Below are 20,733 nucleotides of genomic sequence, written 5' to 3'. Positions count from 1 at the left end.
GCTGTCGCGAAGGCCAAACCATCGAATGTCAGGCGCTGTCCTCGCGGCCCCGCGGCAGGTAACCTCCGGCTCATGCCCGGCCACCTCGCACTTGTCACGGATTCCACCGCGTATCTACCTCTGGAGGCGGTCGAGCGGCACCGCATCCGGGTGGTGCCGCTCAGCGTTGCGGTCGGTGACGAAGTCTTCGTCGAAGGCATCGAGATCTCGCCGAGGGACGTCGCCGAGGCCCTGCGCTCGAAGCAGCGGGTGACCACGTCCCGGCCCAGCCCCGAGACCTTCGCCGCCGCGTACCGGGCCGCGGCCGAAGCCGGCGCGCGCGGCATCGTCTCGGTCCACCTGTCGGCAGAACTCTCCGGCACCGCGGAGGCCGCCCTCCTGGCCGCCGCCACCGCGCCGATCCCGGTTCGGGTGGTCGACAGCAGGCTCGTCGGCATGGCCTTGGGAAGCTGCGTCCTGGCCGCGGCCGAACTGGCCGGCTCCTTGGACGACGCGCACGCCGACGCCGATGCATCTGGTGCTTCCCGGGCCGGTTCGGTGGCCGGCGGCGCGGCGGGCGGAGATTCGGGCGGTGTGGCTGATGTCGACACCGAGTCGGAGCTCGACCGGGTGGTGGCGGCGGCAGAGGGTCGCGCGGCCGGCACCAGCGGCTTCTTCTACGTGGACACCCTGGAGCACCTGCGGCGCGGGGGCCGGATCGGCACCGCACAGGCGCTCGTCGGGTCCGCGCTCGCCGTGAAGCCTCTGCTGCACCTGGCGGGCGGCCGGATCGAACCGCTGGAGAAGGTCCGCACCGCGTCTCGCGCGATCGCCCGGCTCGAGGAGATCGCGGTCGAGCGAGCCGGGGCGGAGGCGGTGGACATCACCGTGCACCACCTGGCCGCCGCACAGCGAGCGGAACAACTGGCCGAACGGCTCAGGGAGCGGGTTCCCGGTCTGCAGGAGCTCTACGTCAGTGAGGTGGGCGCCGTCATCGGAGCCCACGTCGGCCCTGGCCTGCTGGCCGTCGTGGTGTCGCCGGTGGCCACCGGCCCGAGCTGAGAGCCCGTCAAACTCACTCGTTCGAATGACAAGAGTTATCCACACCCCCGAGTTGTCCACAGGGGCGGACCAATTCTCCGACGCGTCCCCGGAGTCGTCCTACTGTCCTCGCCATGAGGACCATCACCACTCCCCAGGCCCGTCGCCGCCAGGTCGCCCTGACGACCCGAGCCCGTCTCGGCCTGATCTTCCCGCCCATGCCAGCGGGCGATACCTGCGATCCCGAGCCGCCCTCCGAGACCGCGCCCGAGACCGTCGGCGAGACCGCGGACGAGCCTGCGGTGCGGCTCGTGCCGAGGGCCGGCCCCGACGCTGTCGAACTGTTCGGGCACGGCAGTGGGCCGGCAGCCGATGCGCTGCGGTCTTCCACCGAACCGGCGGGTCCGCTGCTGCCACCCGACCCCGAACCACTGCAGGCGATGTCGTCGGCACGCGTCCTGGCGATGTACGGAGTGCCGGCACGGTCGGCAGGGGGCCGCGAGTTGGAAGAAGCCCGGTCGGTCCCGGACCGTCCGCGGCCCAGCGCGGCTCCGGAGCGGGACCCGCCGGGACCAGTGCCCGAGCACGATGCCTCCGCAACGCCCCTCCGACCGTCGACACCCGTTTTCCCGGAGGACAGTTGGGCTGACATCGAGTCGGACCTCGAGCACGCCGAGCCCGATCCTCCGCGAGCTCCGAGACTCGCCGCCGCGCCCCACCCCACCCACCCGCGACTGCCGCTGCGCTTCCGCCTCCCCGCCGCTCTCGCTCTCGACCGCCGGGCCGTCCTCGGCCTCACCGTCCTGCTCGTCCTCGCCATCGGCTACGCCGTCCAGCACTTCTGGCTGGGTCGCCCGCACCCCGTACCCGTCCCGGCCATCGCCGTGGCCGAATCCGCCGCCGGCGCGATCACGGAAGGAGCCGCACCCGTACACCCCGCCGGACCGTCCCTCGTCATCGACATCGCCGGCAAGGTCCAACACCCGGGCCTACGAACCCTCCCCGCAGGTTCACGGGTCGCCGACGCCCTGACCTCCGCCGGTGGTGCGCTCCCCGGAGTCGACACCGGCACCCTCAACCTCGCCCGCCCACTCACCGACGGAGAACAGATCCTGGTAGGCATCGACAGCCCGCCCGGCGGCGCCCCGGGCGCCCCCGCCGGGCCGGTGAGCCTCAACCGCGCCAGCGCCGAACAACTCGACTCCCTCCCCGGCGTGGGCCCCGCCCTGGCCCAACGCATCCTCCAGTACCGCCTCACCCACGGCCCGTTCCAGTCCCTCGACGACCTCCGCCACGTCTCCGGCATCGGTGCGCGGAAGTACGAAGACCTCAAACCGCTACTGACCCTCTGACCTCGGCGGCACCCTTCCCGCTGACCTCCGGCGCACCCTCCCCGCGGACGCGACGGAGCCGAACTGTCGACTGCTGAACGGAGGTTGACCATGCTGTAGGCCCTGCCGCGGCGTGCGGTCTCCTGGCTGCCCGCTGCGGACCGACGCTCTGTCCGGGAGTTGCGCCCCTCGCAATGCCACCGGTGCCAACTCCAGCCCGAAGAACCGAGGTTGTCCGCCGCCACTGCCGAGAGGAGGTGTCGCGATGCCTGCCCCGCCTTCAACTGTCCAAGACCGGACCGACTACCGGCTCCTCCTCCCCGCGGTCACCGCCTGGGCGGTGGCCGCCGCCGTCCTGAGCGTCGATCCGCGCCGTCACCCGCTGCTGCTCGTGGCCGCGTCGGTGGCCGCCGCGGCCGCCCTCGTCCTTCTCACCCCGAAAGGCCCCAGACCCTCCGTCCATCGTCTGACTGCTGCCGTCCTGCTGACGGCCGCCGCAGCGACGACCACCACCGTCCTCCACACCGCAGACCTGCACCGCGGCCCGCTCCCGGCGCTCGCCAGGCCACCTGAACCGCCCGGCCGAGAAGAGCCGGAACCAGCTCCGGTGCCCGGTCGCCCCGGGAGCACCGCCCAGCAGTCCGAGCCGGAGCGCGCCGATCAGCCGGAGCCTGGCGGGCAAGAGCCGGGAGGCCGGCTGCCGGCCCAGGAGAAGCCCGCCAATCCCCGAGTCGCCGTGGAGTTGACCATCACGGGCGACCCCAAACCGCACGGTGCGCATGCCCAGGGCACCGGTCTGTCCCGGCCCACCCTCACCATCTCCGCCCTCGTCACCAGAGTCCGACCGACGCCCCTCACCCCGACCGTCCGCGCTCCGTCCGTTGCCACCCGGACGCCCGTCACCCTGCTCGTCCGATCCCAGGACCCCTACCAGTGGCAGCAACTGATCCCCTCGACCGAACTCGCCCTCGAAGCAGAAGTGCTGCCGGACCGCCAGGAGGACGGGTCCGCTGCCGGCGGGCGGTCCCGCACCGACACCGCGGCCCTGCTCGCGCCGCAGGGGCAACCGCGCGTCCTTGCGCCGCCCGACCTCCCGCAGCGCCTCGCATCCCGGCTCCGCAAAGGGCTGCGGGACGCGTGCGACCACCTGTCGTCGGATCCGCGCGGCCTGCTCCCAGGGCTGGTGGTGGGCGATGTGTCGAGGCTCCCCGACGACCTGTCGGACGCCTTCCGGGCCACCGACCTCGGTCACCTGGTCGCGGTCAGCGGCGCCAACCTGGCGATCATCCTGGCGGTCCTGGTGGGCGGCACGCCCACCGAACCCGACGCGCCTGCCCGGGGTGGCCTGGCCGGAGTGCTCGGCCTCTCGTTCCGAACAACGGCACTCCTCGGCACCGGCCTGACCCTGGCCTTCGTCACCATCTGCCGTCCCGACCCCAGCGTGCTCCGGGCCGCGGCCACCGGGCTGCTCGGGCTGCTCGCCCTGGCGACCGGCAGACCCCGGCAGGGCGTGCCCACCCTGGCCGGCGCAGTACTCATCCTGGTCCTGGTCGATCCACAACTGGCCCGCTCGTACGGGTTCCTGCTGTCGGCGCTGGCCACCGCCGGGCTGCTCATCCTCGGTCCGCGCTGGACCGCCGCCCTCCGGGCCCGCCGTTGGCCGCACCACCTGGCCTCCGCGGTCGGGGCCACGGCCGCGGCGCAGGCCTTCTGCTCCCCGGTCACCGTCCTGCTGGCTCCGCGCGTCAGCCTGGTCGGGATTCCCTGCAACCTGCTGGCCGAGGTCGCCGTCGCCCCGGCCACCCTGCTCGGGTTCGGCGCGTTGGCGATCGCGCCGTTCTCGGCGGGGGCCGCCCGATTCCTGGCCGATCTCGCGGCGGTGCCCGTCGGCTGGCTCGCCACCGTTGCGCGGCGGGGCGCGGAACTGCCCGGCGCGGAACTCGCGTGGCCGGCGGGGCCGTACGGTGCGGTACTGCTCGTGGTGGTGATCGTGGCGCTGGCCTGGGCAGTGCCGCCGCTACTGGCCAGGCACCGGGCCCGACGGCGACGCACCCGGGTGCTGGTCGCACTCACGGTCGTCGTCGCACTGCCGCTGGTGCTCCTGCGCCCACCGTCCGTCGTCCGTCTGGCGACCGGCTGGCCGGCGACGGGCTGGCGGCTGGCGATGTGCGACATCGGCCAGGGCGACATGACGGTGCTCCCCGTCGAACCCGGCACCGCCGTGGTGGTGGACGCCGGGCCTGACGCCAAGTCGGCCGACGCCTGCCTGCGGGATCTCGGCGTGACCAGGGTGCCCGTGCTGATCCTCACCCACTTCCACGCCGACCACGCGGAGGGGATCCCGGGGGTGTTGCGCGGTCGGGCGGTCGGAGCGATCGAGGTGACCACCCTGGACGAGCCGGACGGCGAGCGGGCTCGGGTGCTCCGTTGGGCAGCCGCCGGAGGAATCCCGGTGATGCGAGCCCAGCGCGGCGAGCAGCGCACCGCCGGAGCGCGCCTCGGCTGGCAGGTGCTCTGGCCGACCGCTACGCCCGAGCCCGATGCAGCCGGGCCGAACAACTCCAGCATCGCGATCCTCGCCACCCTGGGCCCGCCCGCCACCGCGCTTCGGGTGGCGCTGCTCGGAGACCTGGAGCCACCGGCCCAGGCCGCTGTGCTGCACCTCGGCGCACTCGGTACCCCGCCGCGGGCCCGCCCGCCGCCTGACGCAAAGTCAACAGCCGCTCGGGGAAGGGGCGATCCCGCCGCTGTCCCCGCCTCCGTCCCCGCCTCCGTCCCTGGCGCCGTACCTGCTGTCGTCTCGGCGGGCGTTCCGGCGGCCGGACCGGGGGTGGTCGATGTCCTCAAGGTGGCGCACCACGGGTCGGCGAACCAGGACTGGTCGCTGATGGCCTCGCTGCACCCCCGACTGGCCCTGATCTCCTGCGGCACGGGCAACCCGTACGGGCACCCGGCCCCGCAGACCGTGGCCGGGTTGAAGGCGCTCGGGGCAACAGTGGTCCGCACCGACCGATCCGGTGACATCGCCGTGCTGGGCGATGCCCGGACGCTGGCGGTGGCGACCCACCTGCGGTCGACCCGCTGACGTCCGGCGGGGCAGCGACCGGTCTCCCGCCCGAGCGAGTGGGGTCCGACCTCGCTCGGGCGGGGCCAACGGCGTCCCCGGCACCGGGCCGGGGCACCGGTCAGTCCTGTTCCCGCCACCCGTCCTGTTCGGCGACGAGGCGGTCGAGGTCGGCGAGCAGTTGTGCGGTCCAGCCGCCGTCCTCGGGGGCCTCGACCACCACCAGCCACTGGGCGTCCTCGGCGTCGTCCTCCCCGGCGAGGGAGTCCCGGACGATCTCCACGGCGCCCAGCTCGGGCCAGCGTGCGCTCAGGTCCTCGGCGATCTCCTCGGCCGCATCGCGGTCGGGGAGGACGAGCAACTGACGGTCATTGTTCTCGATCACGCCATCATTCTGCCCAGGCCGGGGGAGGGCCCGGAGGCGGCCCCTCCCCGGCACCGGAAGCGGGGCGCGAGGCGGGACGGTGCTGTCGGCCCGGCATGCGATCCTGGTAGGCGATGGCCAGGAAGAGTGCACCCGACGACCTGCTCGCCCCGCTGACCGTTGCGGTCGGCCAGGAGGAGTTGCTGCTCGACCGCGCAGTTGCCGAGGTGGTGAGCGCGGCGCGGGCGGCGGACCCGGATACCGACGTCCGGGACGTCGCCCCCGGCGCGCTGCAGGCGGGCCAACTGGCCGAACTCACCACGCCTTCGCTCTTCGCGGAGCAGAAGGTCATCGTGGTCCGGGCGGCCCAGGACCTCGCGGCCGACGCGGTCAAGGAGATCAAGGCCTACCTGGACTCGCCCGTCGAAGAAGTGATCATGGTGCTGGTGCACGCCGGCGGCGCCAAGGGAAAGGGCCTGCTGGACGCGGCGAAGAAGGCGGGGGCACGGGAAGTCCAGTGCGCCAAGCTCACCAAGGCGAGCGAGAAGTTGGCGTTCATCCGCGGCGAGTTCCGCACCCTCGGCCGGGCTGCCAGCCCCGAGGCGTGCCAGGCCCTGCTGGACTCCCTCGGCAGTGACCTGAGGGAACTGGCTGCCGCGTGCAGCCAGTTGACGGCGGACATCGAGGGCCCGATCGACGAGACGGCGGTCGCCAAGTACTACAGCGGGCGGGCCGAGGCGACCGGCTTCGAGGTGGCCGACCTCGCCGTCACCGGCCGGGCCGCCGAGGCGCTGGAGCGGCTGCGCTGGGCACTGGCCGTCGGCCAGCCGCCGACGGGTATCACCTACGCCCTCGCGTCCGGCGTCCGCAGCATCGGCCGGCTCGCCAGTGCAGGCCGAAACATGCGGCCAGCCGACCTCGCGCGCGAACTCGGCATGCCGCCGTGGAAGGTGGACCGGGTCCGCCAGCAGATGCGCGGCTGGACGGGAGACGGCGTGGCCGCCGCCCTGATCGCAGTCGCCGAGGCCGACGCCGCGGTGAAGGGCGGCTCCGACGACCCCGCGTACGCCCTGGAGCGCGCAGTGGTCGCCGTGGCCCGCGCCTCCCGGGCCGGCTCCCGGCCGTACTAGTCCGCTACCGAGCACGCGAGCACGGCAGTTGACCGACCGTCAGGGAGGGATGCCGGGGCGGTGGGCAGGCACGGGCGAGCCCCCGAGGACGTTGTCTCGGGGGCTCGTTGACGCCGCTAAGTCCCGACTACATGCAGAAGGAGACCTTGATGGCGGCGACGATGGCGATGCCGTCGTCGGGGGTGAGGTTGACGCTGCCGCCGCTGAACCGCTGGGCGGCGTTGCTGGTGACGGTGGCCATGTCCTTGCCCGCCTTGATCTCCTGGCAGACGTTGCGGGCGGCGCTGACGGCCTTGGCCTGATCCGTCCCGAGGGCCGGGTTGATCGCCTTCAGCCCGGCGAGCAGACCGGCGGTCTGGGCGGCGTTGGGCGAAGGGACGCTGCCGCCCGCGGCAGGTGCGGTGGAGGAAGCTGCGCTCGACGCGGAAGCACTGTTGGCCGGAGCCGCCGAGCTGGTGGCAGGCGCAGGCGCAGCGGACTGGGAGCCGGCCGCGCTGCTGCCGGCGGCGGTGTCGCTGCCGTCGTCGTTGCAGGCGGTCAGGGTGAGGAGGGCGACGGCGGTGAAGCCGGCGGCCGCAATGAGTCTCAGACGCATGACGCCCACGCTTCCACGGCCCCGGAAGCGTTGCGGCCGTTGTGACGCTGCTGTGACCGCCAGGGAGCGGCACTGTTGCCCAGCCCGGCGGCCCGGCAGCCCGCCCGCCTGGCCGTCCAGCCAGCCCGACCGGCCTGGACCCGGTACCCCCGGTGCACGCCCCGCGGGAGCTCACCGGCTCCGGGGGCCGAAATGCGCACTGCCCGCCCGGTGAGACCGGGCGGGCAGTGGCTGAAGCTGGAGTACCGCACCCGCGTGGCGAACGCAGGCCGCGTGCGGTACGGATCATGCTGCTCGTCGGAACTCCGGGTAGAGGGCCGGGGTTTCCGGGAGCTGTGGTCGGCGGTGGCGGGTAGAGGGCCGCTGGTGCACGCCGTCCGGGACGGTGCCGGAGCACCGGGTGCACGGCCCGCGGGCCGTGCGGGAAGAACCAGGATCAGGCAGCGACGTTGACGCGCTTGGTGATCGCCGACTTCTTGTTGGCGGCCTGGTTCTTGTGGATGACGCCCTTGCTCACGGCCTTGTCGAGGGCCTTGGAGGCGGCGCGGGCCAGCACAACGGCCTTCTCGGTCTCACCGGCGGCAGCGGCCTCGCGGGCCTTGCGCAGAGCGGTCTTCAGCGAGGACTTGACGGCCTTGTTGCGCAGGCGCGCCTTCTCGTTGGTCTTGTTGCGCTTGATCTGGGACTTGATGTTCGCCACGAAGTGAGCCTCAGTCTGTGTGAATCGTTGCTTCGACGGGTTGCACCCGATTGCCGTTCGGACCTGCTGAGAGGGCATGCCGATGGCGGAGTGCAGCCGCCCACGCTACCAGGGCGGCCCCGGCCCGCCCAAACCGGACCGCCGCCACCACCTCGCGACCGGCGCCCCGTCAGGCGGAGAGCAGCGGCTCGCCGTAGTGCTCGACCACCGGGAACGGGTCGTAGTAGTGGTGCAGCAGTTCGCGCCAGCGCTGGTACTCGGGGGAGCGCCGGAAGCCCTCGGTGTGGTCCTCCAGGGTGTCCCAGCCGACCTGCAGCAGGAACCGCGAGGTGCTGCCGTCGTCCAGGCAGCGCCGCAGTTCCAGGGAGCGGAACCCGTGCTGGGCGGTGATCAGCGGGCGGGCTTCGGCGAAGGCGGCGAGGAAGGAGTCCTCCTGGCCGGGACGGACGTCGAGCAGGGCGCTTTCCAAGATCATGCGGCGATCGTCCCGCACACCCGCTCGGGCGGGAAGGCCCGCGGGTCCTTCGGCATGGGAGGATGGGCAGAACCATATTGATCGGATCAGAAATCGGACCAAGGTGCCCGCGACCCCCAGCAACGTGCCAGAGCCCAGCCGTACTGACCCGGCGGTGATCCGCAACTTCTGCATCATCGCCCACATCGACCACGGCAAGTCGACGCTCGCCGACCGGATGCTGCAGATCACCGGCGTGGTGGACCCCCGGCAGATGCGCGCCCAGTACCTCGACCGGATGGACATCGAGCGCGAGCGCGGCATCACCATCAAGTCGCAGGCCGTCCGCCTCCCTTGGGCGCCGCGGACCGGTGAGAGCGCGGGTACGACGCACATCCTCAACATGATCGACACCCCAGGCCACGTGGACTTCACGTACGAGGTGTCCCGCTCCCTCGCGGCCTGCGAGGGAACCATTCTGGTGGTCGACGCCGCCCAGGGCATCGAGGCGCAGACCCTCGCCAACCTGTACCTGGCGCTGGAGAACGACCTCACGATCATCCCGGTGCTCAACAAGATCGACCTGCCGGCCGCCCAGCCGGAGAAGTACGCCGCCGAGATCGCGCACATCATCGGCTGCGACCCGGGCGACGTGCTGAAGGTGTCCGCGAAGACCGGCCTCGGCGTGGAGGAGCTGCTCGACCACGTGGTCGAGAAGATCCCGGCCCCCGTCGGCGTCAAGAACGCCCCGGCCCGCGCGATGATCTTCGACTCGGTGTACGACGCCTACCGCGGCGTGGTCACCTACGTGCGAGTCGTGGACGGCCAGCTCACCAAGCGCGAGCGGATCGCCATGATGTCCACCGGCGCCACCCACGAGCTGCTGGAGATCGGCGTCATCTCGCCCGAGCCGAAGGTCGCCGACGGCCTCGGCGTCGGCGAGGTGGGCTACATCATCACCGGTGTGAAGGACGTCCGGCAGTCCAAGGTCGGCGACACGATCACCTCGCAGAACAAGGGCGCCACCGAGGCGCTGGGCGGCTACAAGGACCCGCGCCCGATGGTGTTCTCCGGCCTCTACCCGCTGGACGGCTCGGACTACCCGCTGCTGCGCGACGCCCTCGACAAGCTGCGCCTGAACGACGCCGCGCTGGTCTACGAGCCGGAGACCTCGGTCGCCCTCGGCTTCGGCTACCGCTGCGGCTTCCTCGGCCTGCTGCACCTGGAGATCATCCGGGAGCGCCTGGAGCGCGAGTTCAACCTCGACCTGATCTCCACCGCCCCGAACGTGGTCTACCGGGTGATCATGGAGGACGGCACCGAGCACACCGTCACCAACCCGAGCGAGTTCCCGACCGGCAAGATCGCCGAGGTGTACGAGCCGGTCGTGCGCGGCACCATCCTGGCGCCCAACGAGTTCGTCGGCGCGATCATGGAGCTGTGCCAGTCCCGCCGCGGCAACCTGCAGGGCATGGACTACCTCTCCGAGGACCGCGTCGAGCTGCGCTACACCCTGCCGCTGGCCGAGATCGTCTTCGACTTCTTCGACCAGCTGAAGTCCAAGACCCGCGGCTACGCCTCGCTGGACTACGAGCCCATCGGCGAGCAGACCGCCCAGCTGGTGAAGGTCGACATCCTGCTGCACGGTGACGCGGTCGACGCGTTCTCCGCCATCGTGCACAAGGACAAGGCCTACAACTACGGCGTGATGATGGCCGGCAAGCTGCAGAAGCTGATCCCGCGCCAGCAGTTCGAGGTGCCGATCCAGGCCGCGATCGGCTCCCGGGTGATCGCCCGCGAGACGGTCCGCGCGATCCGCAAGGACGTCCTCGCCAAGTGCTACGGCGGTGACATCTCGCGCAAGCGCAAGCTGCTGGAGAAGCAGAAGGAAGGCAAGAAGCGGATGAAGATGGTCGGCCGCGTGGAGGTCCCGCAGGAGGCCTTCATCGCCGCGCTGTCCACGGACGCAGAGGCGCCCAAGGAGAAGAAGTAACTCCGAGGTCGGCCACGACGGGCCGGGTCCCCGCAAGGGGGTCCCGGCCCGTCGGCGTTCCGGCGCTCCACGGGAGGTCGGATCCCGGGCCGCCGCGAGCCCCGCACCTGACGGCCGGTCAGCGCAGCGACAGCGGCAGGCCCTTGACGATCCCGGCCTTGACCAGCCGCCCGGTCGCGCCGGTCAGCACCCGCGGCCGGAGCGAGTCGTCGCCGTGGATCAGCTGCACCAGCGCCTCCCCCCGCCCGAGGCTCATGCACTGGGTGACGTAGCGGTACGAGAACGGCTTGCTGGTGCGTCCGGTCAGCAGCTTGGCGAGGTACTGGCCCTGCGGCATCGCGGTGGCGCACGCCATCCGCAGCCGCCCGACGCCGGGGACGTCGACCGCGGCGGCGTCCCCGATCACGTACACCTCGGGGTGCGACAGCGAGCGCAGGTGGTCGTCCACCAGGGCCTGCCCGTTCTCGGCGACGGCCAGGCCGGCGGCGGCCGCCAGCGGGTGCGGCTCCATCGACGCCGCCCAGACCACCACGTCCGCCGGGATCGCACCGCCGTCGGTCTCCAGCCCGTCCGGGGTGACCGCGGTGACCCGCCGCAGCTCGTCCACCCGCGCGCCCAGCCGGCCGAGCACCGCCAGGACGTGCGCCCGGCCGCGTTCCGAGAGCCAGCCGCCGACCGGGCCCGCCGCGACCAGCCGGACCTGCCAGGCCGGGTACGCCTCGGCCAGCTCGGTGGCCAGCTCGATGCCGGTCGGGCCGCCGCCGACCACCGCGACCGTGCCGGGCGTCGGCGCGTCGGCGATCCGGCGGCGCAGCTCCTCGGCACGCTCGGCCGAGTACGCGTGCTCCGCCGCGCCCGGAACCGAACCCCAGGCGGTGCGGCTGCCGAGCGCGTACACGAGGGTGTCGTAGGCCAGTCGCCCGCCGTCCTCGGTGACCACCTTGCGGGCGGCCAGGTCGAGCTCGGTCACCCGGGTGGCCAGGTGGGTGACCTTGCGGCCGCGCAGCACGTGGGCGATGTCGGGTCGGGCGACCCGGCGGCCCGCGGCGATCTCGTGCTGGCGGACGCGGTGACGGAAGCGCTGCTCGGGGGCGATCAGGGTGACCCGGTCCGCGCCCCGGCCGATTCCGGCGGCAGCGGACAGCCCCGCGTAGCCCGCGCCGATCACCACGATGTGCTTGCTGGTCATCTCGTCCTCCTTCAGGACCCCGCCGGTGGCGGATACAGAAGGAAGACAGGACAGCCCCCGGAGGTGTGACCGTGAGCCGCGTCACACCTCCGGAGGCGGCGTCACACGGTCGCGAGGTGGGTGAGCTTCTCCGGGTTCACCATCACGTAGAAGTCGGTGATCAGGCCCTCCACCACGGTGAACGCCAGGACGGCGCCGACCACGCCCGGTGCGGAGTACCAGACCGCGCCCGGCTCGCCGTTGACCAGTACGGGCACCAGCGGACGCTCGGCGCTGACCGCCCGCTCGGTGAACTTGCGCAGCAGCCGGCCGACGCCGACCGTGCCAAACACCGGCCGCCGCACCGCGTTGACGACCCCGCCGCCGTCCGCGTGCCAGGCCACCTCGGGGTCGAGCATCTCGAGCAGCGCCGTCAGGTTGCCGCCGACCGCCGCGGCGGTGAACGCCGAGACCACCCGGCGGTGCACGGCCCGGTCCACGGTGGTGCGGCGGCCGCCGTCCCGGACCCGGCGGCGGGCCCGCGAGGCGAGCTGCCGGGTGGCCTCGGGGGAGCGGTCCAGCGCCGAGGCGATCTCCTCGAACCCGACCGCGAAGACGTCGTGCAGCACGAACGCCGCCCGCTCGGCCGGGGTCAGCTGCTCCATCACCGCCAGCATCGCCACCGACACCGCCTCGCCCAGCTCGGCCTGCTCGGCAGGCGAATCCAAGCTGGTCAGCACCGGCTCCGGCAGCCACTCGCCGACGTACGCCTCCCGGCGGGCCCGCGCCGAACCCAGCTGGTCGTAGCAGAGCCTGGTCACCACGGTGGTCAGGTACGCGCGCGGGTCGGTGACAGCGGCCCGGTCCGTGGCCTGCCAGCGCAGCCAGGCGTCCTGCAGCACGTCCTCCGCGTCGGCCACCGAGCCCAGCAGGCGGTAGGCCACCGAGCCCAGGTAGCGACGCTCGGCCTGGAAGGCATCGAGGGGGCGGGCCGGTTCGGCCTCGATCGCGGTCGGTTCGGACACCCGCCCACCGTAGCGCGCCCGACGCCGGCGGCGGCAGGGACCTTGACCTCCGCTCGGGACCGCGGGTGTTGACGTGCGGTCAGGGGCCCCGGCGCTCGGCCCGAGCGAGGCGTTGACGTGCAGTCAGGGCGGTCAGTGCCCGGTTGAGCGAGGTGTTGACGTGCGGTCAGGGCCGTCGGCGCCCGGTCGAGCCGCCGGCGGGACGTCAGTGGCGGGACGGCGCGGGGTGCGAGGTGGTCTCGACGCTGTGCAGCAGCTCCCGGAGCAGCCCGTTCAGCTCGGCCAGCCGCTGCTCGCCGAGCCGCTCGATGATCCGCTGCTGGACGGCCAGGCCGGCGGCGACCGCCTGGTCGACCGTCTCCCGGCCGTGCTCGGTGAGGGTGATCCGCAGGCCGCGGCGGTCGTTCGGATCGGGGGAGCGGGTGACCAGGCCGGCCCGCTCCAGCTTGTCCAGCCGGCCGGTCATCCCGCCGGTGGTGAGCATCAGCGTCGCCGTCAGCTCGCGCGGCGACAGCGAGAACGGCTCGCCGGCGCGGCGCAGCGTGGCCAGCACGTCGAACTCGCCGCGGCCGATCCCGAACGGCGCGTACGCCTGCTCCATCAGGTCGCCGACCGCGCGGGAGACCCGGTGCACCCGGCCGAACGCGGCCATCGCCTCCGTCCGGTCGGCGAGGTCGGGGCGTTCGTGCCGCCACTGGTCGGCGATCGCGTCGACGGGGTCGTGCGGGGCGAGGCTGCGGTCCACTCGGTCCATCCGGCCAGTCTGGCACAGGGCCGCTCGGGGGTGAGCGGGCGAGCGCCGAGATTCCTCCCGTTAAATGGATGGACAGTAAGTAGCTTGGCGCTAAGCTATGTGTCATGCGAAACGTAGCCCTCACTGCACTCGCCCCGCTCGCGTGGGGCTCCACCTACGCCGTGACGACCGAAATGCTGCCGGCGGACCGGCCGTTGCTCACTGCGACGCTGCGCGCCCTGCCCGCCGGCCTGGTGCTGCTGGCCGTCACCCGCAAGCTGCCCAGCGGCTCCTGGTGGTGGCGCTCGGCGGTGCTCGGCGCGCTCAACATCGGCGTCTTCTTCGCGCTGCTCTTCGTCGCGGCCTACCGACTACCCGGCGGGGTCGCGGCCGTGCTCGGCGCGGTCCAGCCCCTGCTGGCGGCCGCACTGGCCGTGCCGCTGCTCGGCGAGCGCTTCGGGCGGCGGGCGCTGCTGGCCGGCGCCGCCGGCGTCCTCGGGGTGTCGCTGGTGGTGCTGCGCGCCACCGCCCGGCTCGATGCGATAGGCGTCCTGGCCGGTCTCGCCGGAGCCGGTGCGATGGCCGCCGGCACGGTGCTGACCAAGCGCTGGGGCCGCCCTGCCGGTGTCGGCCCGCTGGCGCTCACGGGGTGGCAGCTCGCCGCCGGCGGCCTGCTCCTGCTCCCGGTCGCCGCGCTGGTCGAGGGCGCGCCTCCGGCGCTCGGCGCCGCCAACCTGCTCGGGTACGGCTACCTCGCGGTGGCCAACACCGCACTGGCGTACTGGCTGTGGTTCCGCGGCATCGGCCGCCTGCCCGCCACCTCGGTCGCCTTCCTGGGCCTGCTCAGCCCGGTCTCGGCGGCAGTGATCGGCTGGGCAGTCCTCGGCCAGGCGCTCACCGCACTCCAACTGCTCGGCATGGCACTGGCCCTGGCCTCCACGCTGCTCGGCCAACGCCCGCCCCGACAGCCCGCCACCACCCCGGTGGCCACCTCGACCACGCCGGCTGCCACGGCAACCGCAACCACCACCTCGCCGAGCACCCTCGCGCGGATACGCGAGGGGGAGGCCCGCAGTGCGGACCTCCCCCGAGCCGAGCCGGTGACGCGACGTCAGTCGACCTCGGCCACCGCCTGAGCGAACTGCGCCTGGTACAGCCGCGCGTAGGCACCGTCCGCGGCGATCAGCTCGTCGTGGTTGCCCTGCTCGACGATCGAGCCGTTCTCCATCACCAGGATCACGTCCGCGTCCCGGATGGTGGAGAGGCGGTGGGCGATCACGAAGCTGGTGCGGCCGGTGCGCAGCTCGGCCATCGCCCGCTGGATCAGCACCTCGGTGCGGGTGTCGACGGAGCTGGTCGCCTCGTCGAGCACCAGGATCGAAGGCTGGGCCAGGAAGGCCCGGGCAATGGTGATCAGCTGCTTCTCGCCCGCACTGACACCGGTGCCCTCGTCGTCGAGGACGGTGTCGTAGCCCTCGGGCAGGGTGCGCACGAAACGGTCGACGTGAGCCGCCTTGGCAGCCGCCATGACCTGCTCGCGGGTGGCGCTCTCCGCACCGTAGGCGATGTTCTCGGCGATGGTGCCGCCGAACAGCCAGGTGTCCTGGAGCACCATGCCGATGCCGGAGCGCAGCTCCTCGCGGGTCATCGCCGCGATGTCCACGCCGTCGAGGGTGATCCGGCCGCCGCTGACCTCGTAGAACCGCATCAGGAGGTTGACCATGGTGGTCTTGCCGGCACCGGTCGGGCCGACGATGGCCACGGTGTGGCCCGGCTCGACCTTCAGCGACAGGCCGTCGATCAGCGGCTTCTCCGGCTCGTAGCGGAAGGAGACGTCCTCGAAGGCGACCCGGCCGTGCAGTTCGGCGGGACGCTCCGGGTGCAGCGGCTCCGGCGACTGCTCGTCGGCGTCGAGCAGTTCGAAGACCCGCTCGGCGGAGGCGACACCGGACTGCACCAGGTTCGCCATCGAGGCGACCTGGCTCAGCGGCTGGCTGAACTGACGGGAGTACTGGATGAAGGCCTGCACGTCACCGATGGACAGCGCACCACTGGCCACCCGCAGACCGCCGACCACCGCGACCAGCACGTAGTTGATGTTGCCGACCAGCATCATCGCGGGCTGGATGATGCCCGAGATGAACTGCGCCCGGAAGGAGGCCTCGTAGAGCGCCTGGTTCTCCTTCTCGAAGAGCTCCCCGGCCTCCTTCTGGCGGCCGAAGACCTTCACCAGGCTGTGGCCGGTGAACATCTCCTCGATGTGGGCGTTGAGCTTGCCGGTCGAGCCCCACTGCTTGATGAACTGCGGTTGGGCCCGCTTGCCGACCTTGGTGGCCACGACCACCGAGACCGGCACCGACACCAGCGCTATCACGGCCAGCAGCGGGGAGATCCAGAACATCATCGCGAGCACACCGACGATGGTCAGGAGGGAGTTGACGACCTGTCCCATGGTCTGCTGCATCGACTGGTTGATGTTGTCGATGTCGTTGGTGACCCGGCTGAGCACCTCGCCGCGCGGCTGCCGGTCGAAGTAGCTGAGCGGCAGTCGGGCCAACTTCGCCTCGACCTCCTCGCGCAGCCGGAACACGGTGCGGTTGATCGCCAACGCGGCCAGCCGGCCCTGGATCACACCGAACACGATGGCCGCGAGGTAGATGACCAGCACCCAGAGGAGGACGGTGCCGATGGCGTTGAAGTCCATGCCCTTGCCGGGCGTGAAGTCGATCGAGGAGAGCAGGTTGGCGACGTCGCCCTGGCCCTGGGCCTTGAGACCGTCGATGGCGGCCTGCTTGGTCGGGAAGCTCGCGAACCGAGGGCCGGTCGCACCGGCCACGATCAGGTCGGTGGCCTTGCCGAGCACCCGCGGTCCGGCCACCTGGCAACCGATGGCGAGCGTGCCGAGTCCGAGCACGGTGAACAGCAGCTTGCGCTCGGGCCGCAGCAGCCCGAGCAGCCGCTTCGCGGAGTGGCCGAAGTCCTTGGACTTCTCGGTGCCCTGCGCGCCCATGAACCGGCCGGGGCCGGGTCCGCCACGGCGGGCGGCCGCCTCCTGGGAGTTGGGCGCCGCCTCCGCCTGCGGGGCCTCGGCGGGAGCGTCCGCGGGCACGGCGGCCTTGGACAGCTCGGCCTTGGACGGCTCGGGCGCGGACAGCTCGGGCTTGCGGAACCGGTCGGACCGGTCGTACTGGTCGGGGGTGGTCACGCCGCCTCCTGCTCGGTGAGCTGGGAGAGCACGATCTCCCGGTACGTCGGGTTGTCGACCATCAGCTCCTGGTGGGTGCCGGTGCCGACCACGGCGCCCTCGTCGAGGACGATGATCCGGTCGGCGTCGCGGATGGTGGAGACGCGCTGAGCGACGATCACCACAGTGGCGTCCTCGGTCTCGCCGGCGAGCGCGGCGCGCAGCCGGGCGTCGGTGGCGTAGTCCAGGGCGGAGAAGGAGTCGTCGAACAGGTAGATCTCGGGCTTGCGGACGAGCGCGCGGGCGATGGCCAGGCGCTGGCGCTGGCCGCCGGAGACGTTGGTGCCGCCCTGGGCGATCGGGGCCTCCAGGCCCTCGGGGAACTTCTCCACGAAGTCCTTGGCCTGGGCGATCTCCAGCGCGTGCCAGAGCTCCTCGTCGGTGGCGTCGGGCTTGCCGTAGCGCAGGTTGGAGGCGACGGTGCCGGAGAACAGGTACGGCCGCTGCGGGACGAGGCCGATCACCTCGGCGAGCTTCTGCGGGTCGAGGTCGCGGACGCTCACGCCGTTGATCAGCACCTCGCCGCCGGTGGCGTCGAACAGCCGGGGGACGAGGCCGAGCAGGGTGGTCTTGCCGGAGCCGGTGGAGCCGATGACGGCGGTGGTCTCGCCGGGCCGGGCGGTCAGGTCGATGCCACGCAGCACGGGCACCTCGGCGCCGGGGTAGCGGAAGTCGACGCCGCGCAGTTCCAGGGTGCCGTGGGCGCGCAGCTCGGTGACGGGGTTGAGCGGCGGGACGACGCTGGACTCGGTGCTCAGCACCTCCTGGATGCGCTCGGCGCAGACCTCGGCGCGCGGCACCATCATGAACATGAAGGTGGCCATCATGACGCTCATCAGAATCTGCATCAGGTAGGACAGGAAGGCGGTGAGCGCGCCGATCTGCATGCCGCCGCTCTCGATCCGGTGCGCGCCGAACCAGAACACGGCGACGCTGGAGATGTTCACGACGCCCATGACGATGGGGAACATCAGCGCCATCAGGCGGCCTACGCGCAGCGAGTAGTCGGCGAGTTCGCCGTTGGCGCCGGTGAACCGCTTCGCCTCGTGGTCGTCCTTGACGAAGGCGCGGATGACGCGGATGCCGGTGATCTGCTCGCGCATGATCCGGTTGACCGCGTCGATCCTGGTCTGCATGCCGCGGAACGCGGGGCGCATCCGGCCGACCAGCACCACGACGACCGCGCCGAGCGCGGGGACGACGGCCAGCAGCAGACCGGAGAGCGGCGCGTCCTGGTTGAGGGCCATGATGACGCCGCCGACGCACATGATCGGCGCGGCGACCATCAGCGTGAAGCTCATCAGTGCCAGCATCTGGACCTGCTGGACGTCGTTGGTGGTGCGGGTGATCAGCGAAGGAGCGCCGAACTGGTTGAGCTCACGGGCGGAGAAGTCCTGGACGCGGGAGAACACCGCGCCGCGGATGTCGCGGCCGATGGCCATGGCGGTGCGGGCGCCGTAGTAGACCGCGCCGATCGAGCACACGGCCTGCGCGAGCGAGACGCCGACCATCACTGCGCCGACCCGCAGGATGTAACCGGTGTCGCCCTTGAGGACGCCGTCGTCGATGATGTCGGCGTTCAGCGTCGGCAGGTAGAGCATGCCGATGGTGGAGATCAGTTGGAGCAGCACCAGCAGGGTGATGTCGCGGGAGTAGGGGCCGAGGTGGGCCCGTAGGAGTCTGAAAAGCACCGTGACACTCTCGTCTTCGAAGGGGACGTGCGCATCCCAAATTCGGGTACTTGTGGAAAACCTTCATCTGTGGCGGACCACTGCACTGCCGACCTGCGGGTGTGCCAGCTCATGTCACCCCCTTACGGAACGGCTTTCCACCCCCTAGGCTGCTGATTGCCCTCTTGTTACTCACCGGTTAAGTCGGTCGGCGGCCACCCCCACGGGCCGCCGCTCACCCACTCTCGGTCCACCCCCCGGAGGTCCTCGTTGAGTTCCGCGCAGTCCATGATCGAGCGGCGTCCGCCCTCCGTGGCACACCTTTTGCTCAGCAGGGTAAAGGCCACCCCGCAGGGTGAGGCGTACCGGTACCCGGTTCCGGTGGACGAGCAGGCTGCGGACGGTGCGCCGGGTGCGGAGCAGTGGCGGTCACTGACGTGGGCGCAGGCCCACGAGCGGATCACTGCGGTCGCGGCGGGCCTGATGTCGCTGGGCATCCTGGCCGAGGACCGGGTCGCGATCGCGTCGGCCACCCGGATCGAGTGGATCCTCGCCGACCTGGGCAACATGTGCGCGGGCGCGGCCACCACCACCGTCTACCCGAGCACCAACGCCGACGAGACGGCGTTCATCCTGGCCAACTCCGGCAGCCGCGCGCTGTTCGCCGAGAACGAGACCCAGCTCCGCAAGGCCGTGGAGCAGAAGGCGCAGCTGCCCGCGCTGGAGGTCGTGGTCCTGTTCGACGCGGCCGGCGAGGCGGCCCTGGCCGAGGCGGCGCAGGCCGACGGCCTGACCGTGCTCACGCTGGCCGAGCTGGAGCAGCGCGGCGCCGAGCACCTGGCCGAGCACCCGGACGCGGTGGAGAAGGCGATCGACTCGCTGGACAAGGAGCAGCTCGCCACCCTGATCTACACCTCCGGCACCACCGGTCGCCCCAAGGGCGTGCGCCTGGTCCACGACTGCTGGTCGTACGAGGGCGTGGCGCAGGAGGAGAGCGGGCTGCTGCGCGCGGACGACGTGCAGTTCATGTGGCTGCCGCTGTCGCACGTGTTCGGCAAGACGCTGATCTCGGGTCAGATCGCCACCGGCCACGTGATGGCCGTGGACGGCCGGGTGGACCGGATCATCCACAACCTGCCGGTGATCCGTCCGACCCTGATGGCCTCCGCGCCGCGGATCTTCGAGAAGGTCTACAACGGCATCGCGGGCAAGGCCCGGGCCGAGGGCGGCGCCAAGTACAAGATCTTCATGTGGGCGGCCAAGGTGGCCCGCGAGTACGCGCAGACCATCCAGGCCAACAAGATCGCCACCGGCCAGGAGAGCGCCCCGCTGGGTCTGCGGCTGCAGCACGCGCTGGCCGACAAGCTGGTGTACACCAAGATCCGTGCGGCGTTCGGCGGCCGGCTGCGGGGCGCGGTCTCCGGCAGTGCCGCGCTGGCCCCGGAGATCGGGTACTTCTTCAAGGGCGCGGGCGTCCCGGTGCTGGAGGGCTACGGCCTGACCGAGACCTCGGCCGGCTCCACCGTCAACCGGGCCGAGGACTTCCGGGTGGGCACGGTCGGCCTGCCGCTGCCGGGCACCGAGGTGCGGATCGCCGAGGACGGCGAGATCCTGCTGCGCGGCCCTGGCATCATGCGCGGTTACCACGAGATGCCGGAGCAGACCGCCGAGGTGCTGGAGGCCGACGGCTGGTTCCACACCGGGGACATCGGCGAGCTCGGTGAGGGCGGCTACCTGCGGATCACCGACCGCAAGAAGGACATGTTCAAGACCTCGGGCGGCAAGTACGTCGCGCCCAGCGAGGTCGAGGGCAAGTTCAAGGCGATCTGCCCGTTCGTCAGCAACATCCTGGTGATCGGCAACGGCCGGAACTACTGCACCGCGCTGATCGGCCTGGACGAGGCGGTGATCATGCCGTGGGCGGCCGAGCACGGCCTCGGCGGCAAGTCGTACGCCGAGGTGGTCGCCGACCCGGCCACCGTCGAGCTGATCGACGGCTTCGTCAAGCGCCTCAACGGCGAGCTGCAGCGCTGGCAGACGATCAAGAAGTTCGCGCTGCTCCCGCGCGACCTGGACATCGAGCACGGCGAGCTGACCCCGAGCCTGAAGATCAAGCGCCCGGTGGTGGAGCGGACCTACGCCGACGAGGTCACCGCGATGTACGCGGGCTCCAACGAGGCCTGAGCCCCCCGCCCGGCCGTCGGCCGGGCACCTGCCCGGCCACCGTCCGTGGCCGGGCACC

Annotated in this window: 16 protein-coding genes; 7 read left to right on the top strand and 9 right to left on the bottom strand. The window is 71.9% G+C overall.

Annotation, left to right across the window (positions count from 1 at the left end; translation table 11 throughout):
• The first annotated feature begins 72 nt into the window (after positions 1-72).
• The 3 genes from BX266_RS11710 (at position 73) to BX266_RS11700 (ending at position 5,436) form a co-directional block, all read left to right on the top strand.
• The gene (locus BX266_RS11710) at positions 73-1,041 is read left to right on the top strand and encodes a DegV family protein (RefSeq protein WP_099899143.1); all 969 of its coding nucleotides are present in this window, start codon (positions 73-75) and stop codon (positions 1,039-1,041) included.
• Between the two features lie 554 nt (positions 1,042-1,595).
• Entirely contained in the window at positions 1,596-2,372 is a 777-nt protein-coding gene (locus BX266_RS11705) for a ComEA family DNA-binding protein (RefSeq protein WP_259464659.1), read from the top strand.
• A 244-nt stretch (positions 2,373-2,616) separates the two neighbouring features.
• Entirely contained in the window at positions 2,617-5,436 is a 2,820-nt protein-coding gene (locus BX266_RS11700) for a ComEC/Rec2 family competence protein (protein WP_099899141.1), read from the top strand.
• Positions 5,437-5,536: 100 nt separating this feature from the next.
• Here BX266_RS11700 and BX266_RS11695 read toward each other — a convergent pair whose 3' ends face one another.
• Positions 5,537-5,800 carry a hypothetical protein gene (locus tag BX266_RS11695; RefSeq protein ID WP_099899139.1) on the bottom strand — a complete coding sequence of 88 codons (264 nt, stop codon included), beginning with the start codon at positions 5,798-5,800 and terminating at the stop codon, positions 5,537-5,539.
• 113 nt (positions 5,801-5,913) lie between these two features.
• On the opposite strand from BX266_RS11695, the gene holA reads away from it, so the two are divergent.
• Positions 5,914-6,909, top strand: coding sequence for a DNA polymerase III subunit delta (holA, locus tag BX266_RS11690; RefSeq protein ID WP_099899137.1), 996 nt, complete (start codon positions 5,914-5,916; stop codon positions 6,907-6,909).
• 127 nt (positions 6,910-7,036) lie between these two features.
• Here holA and BX266_RS38530 read toward each other — a convergent pair whose 3' ends face one another.
• The 3 genes from BX266_RS38530 to BX266_RS11680 all read right to left on the bottom strand — a co-directional run bounded on the left by BX266_RS38530 (position 7,037) and on the right by BX266_RS11680 (position 8,679).
• A complete protein-coding gene (locus BX266_RS38530; RefSeq protein ID WP_180290461.1) occupies positions 7,037-7,504 on the bottom strand; it encodes a DUF732 domain-containing protein in 468 nt (155 codons plus the stop codon).
• A gap of 436 nt (positions 7,505-7,940) precedes the next feature.
• Positions 7,941-8,204 (bottom strand): 30S ribosomal protein S20, encoded by a 264-nt coding sequence (gene rpsT / locus BX266_RS11685; protein WP_099899135.1) that lies wholly within the window; start codon positions 8,202-8,204, stop codon positions 7,941-7,943.
• 169 nt (positions 8,205-8,373) lie between these two features.
• Positions 8,374-8,679, bottom strand: a complete 306-nt coding sequence (locus tag BX266_RS11680; protein ID WP_099899133.1) for an antibiotic biosynthesis monooxygenase — start codon at positions 8,677-8,679, stop codon at positions 8,374-8,376.
• 103 nt (positions 8,680-8,782) lie between these two features.
• Between BX266_RS11680 and lepA the strand changes: the two genes are divergently transcribed.
• Positions 8,783-10,651 carry a translation elongation factor 4 gene (gene lepA, locus BX266_RS11675; RefSeq protein WP_099899131.1) on the top strand — a complete coding sequence of 623 codons (1,869 nt, stop codon included), beginning with the start codon at positions 8,783-8,785 and terminating at the stop codon, positions 10,649-10,651.
• A 118-nt stretch (positions 10,652-10,769) separates the two neighbouring features.
• Here the strand turns inward: lepA and BX266_RS11670 are convergent, their stop codons facing one another.
• The 3 genes from BX266_RS11670 to BX266_RS11660 form a co-directional block, all read right to left on the bottom strand.
• Complete coding sequence (locus BX266_RS11670; protein WP_099899129.1) at positions 10,770-11,840, bottom strand: NAD(P)/FAD-dependent oxidoreductase; 1,071 nt, start codon at positions 11,838-11,840, stop codon at positions 10,770-10,772.
• A 101-nt stretch (positions 11,841-11,941) separates the two neighbouring features.
• Positions 11,942-12,844, bottom strand: coding sequence for an RNA polymerase sigma factor SigJ (gene sigJ / locus BX266_RS11665; RefSeq protein ID WP_259464658.1), 903 nt, complete (start codon positions 12,842-12,844; stop codon positions 11,942-11,944).
• Between the two features lie 205 nt (positions 12,845-13,049).
• A complete protein-coding gene (locus BX266_RS11660; RefSeq protein ID WP_099899128.1) occupies positions 13,050-13,598 on the bottom strand; it encodes a MarR family winged helix-turn-helix transcriptional regulator in 549 nt (182 codons plus the stop codon).
• A 104-nt stretch (positions 13,599-13,702) separates the two neighbouring features.
• Here BX266_RS11660 and BX266_RS11655 point away from each other — a divergent pair, with 104 nt between their 5' ends.
• Positions 13,703-14,713 carry an EamA family transporter gene (locus tag BX266_RS11655; protein WP_099899126.1) on the top strand — a complete coding sequence of 337 codons (1,011 nt, stop codon included), beginning with the start codon at positions 13,703-13,705 and terminating at the stop codon, positions 14,711-14,713.
• On the opposite strand, the gene BX266_RS11650 is transcribed toward BX266_RS11655, so the two are convergent.
• Both BX266_RS11650 and BX266_RS11645 read right to left on the bottom strand, forming a co-directional pair.
• Positions 14,689-16,587 carry an ABC transporter ATP-binding protein gene (locus BX266_RS11650; protein ID WP_099907712.1) on the bottom strand — a complete coding sequence of 633 codons (1,899 nt, stop codon included), beginning with the start codon at positions 16,585-16,587 and terminating at the stop codon, positions 14,689-14,691. The two genes, BX266_RS11655 and BX266_RS11650, sit on opposite strands and share 25 nt — an antisense overlap.
• 191 nt (positions 16,588-16,778) lie before the next feature.
• Entirely contained in the window at positions 16,779-18,512 is a 1,734-nt protein-coding gene (locus BX266_RS11645) for an ABC transporter ATP-binding protein (RefSeq protein WP_099899125.1), read from the bottom strand.
• A 249-nt stretch (positions 18,513-18,761) separates the two neighbouring features.
• On the opposite strand from BX266_RS11645, the gene BX266_RS11640 reads away from it, so the two are divergent.
• A complete protein-coding gene (locus BX266_RS11640) occupies positions 18,762-20,675 on the top strand; it encodes a long-chain fatty acid--CoA ligase (RefSeq protein ID WP_099899123.1) in 1,914 nt (637 codons plus the stop codon).
• The last annotated feature ends 58 nt before the right edge of the window (positions 20,676-20,733 follow it).

This window comes from Streptomyces sp. TLI_171 (assembly GCF_003610255.1).
In the GTDB taxonomy this organism is placed as follows: domain Bacteria; phylum Actinomycetota; class Actinomycetes; order Streptomycetales; family Streptomycetaceae; genus Kitasatospora.
Note: the sequence above shows the minus strand (reverse complement) of the source record. Positions and strands in the feature narration are given on the sequence as shown.

Bases quoted from the DNA above. Each gene is read 5' to 3' on its own strand.
- BX266_RS11710 (WP_099899143.1), top strand. From the start codon at position 73: ATGCCCGGCCACCTCGCACTTGTCACGGATTCCACCGCGTATCTACCT.
- BX266_RS11700 (WP_099899141.1), top strand. From the start codon at position 2,617: ATGCCTGCCCCGCCTTCAACTGTCCAAGACCGGACCGACTACCGGCTC.
- holA (WP_099899137.1), top strand. From the start codon at position 5,914: ATGGCCAGGAAGAGTGCACCCGACGACCTGCTCGCCCCGCTGACCGTT.
- BX266_RS38530 (WP_180290461.1), bottom strand. From the start codon at position 7,504: ATGCGTCTGAGACTCATTGCGGCCGCCGGCTTCACCGCCGTCGCCCTC.
- BX266_RS11680 (WP_099899133.1), bottom strand. From the start codon at position 8,679: ATGATCTTGGAAAGCGCCCTGCTCGACGTCCGTCCCGGCCAGGAGGAC.
- BX266_RS11670 (WP_099899129.1), bottom strand. From the start codon at position 11,840: ATGACCAGCAAGCACATCGTGGTGATCGGCGCGGGCTACGCGGGGCTG.
- BX266_RS11660 (WP_099899128.1), bottom strand. From the start codon at position 13,598: ATGGACCGAGTGGACCGCAGCCTCGCCCCGCACGACCCCGTCGACGCG.
- BX266_RS11655 (WP_099899126.1), top strand. From the start codon at position 13,703: ATGCGAAACGTAGCCCTCACTGCACTCGCCCCGCTCGCGTGGGGCTCC.
- BX266_RS11650 (WP_099907712.1), bottom strand. From the start codon at position 16,587: ATGGGCGCGCAGGGCACCGAGAAGTCCAAGGACTTCGGCCACTCCGCG.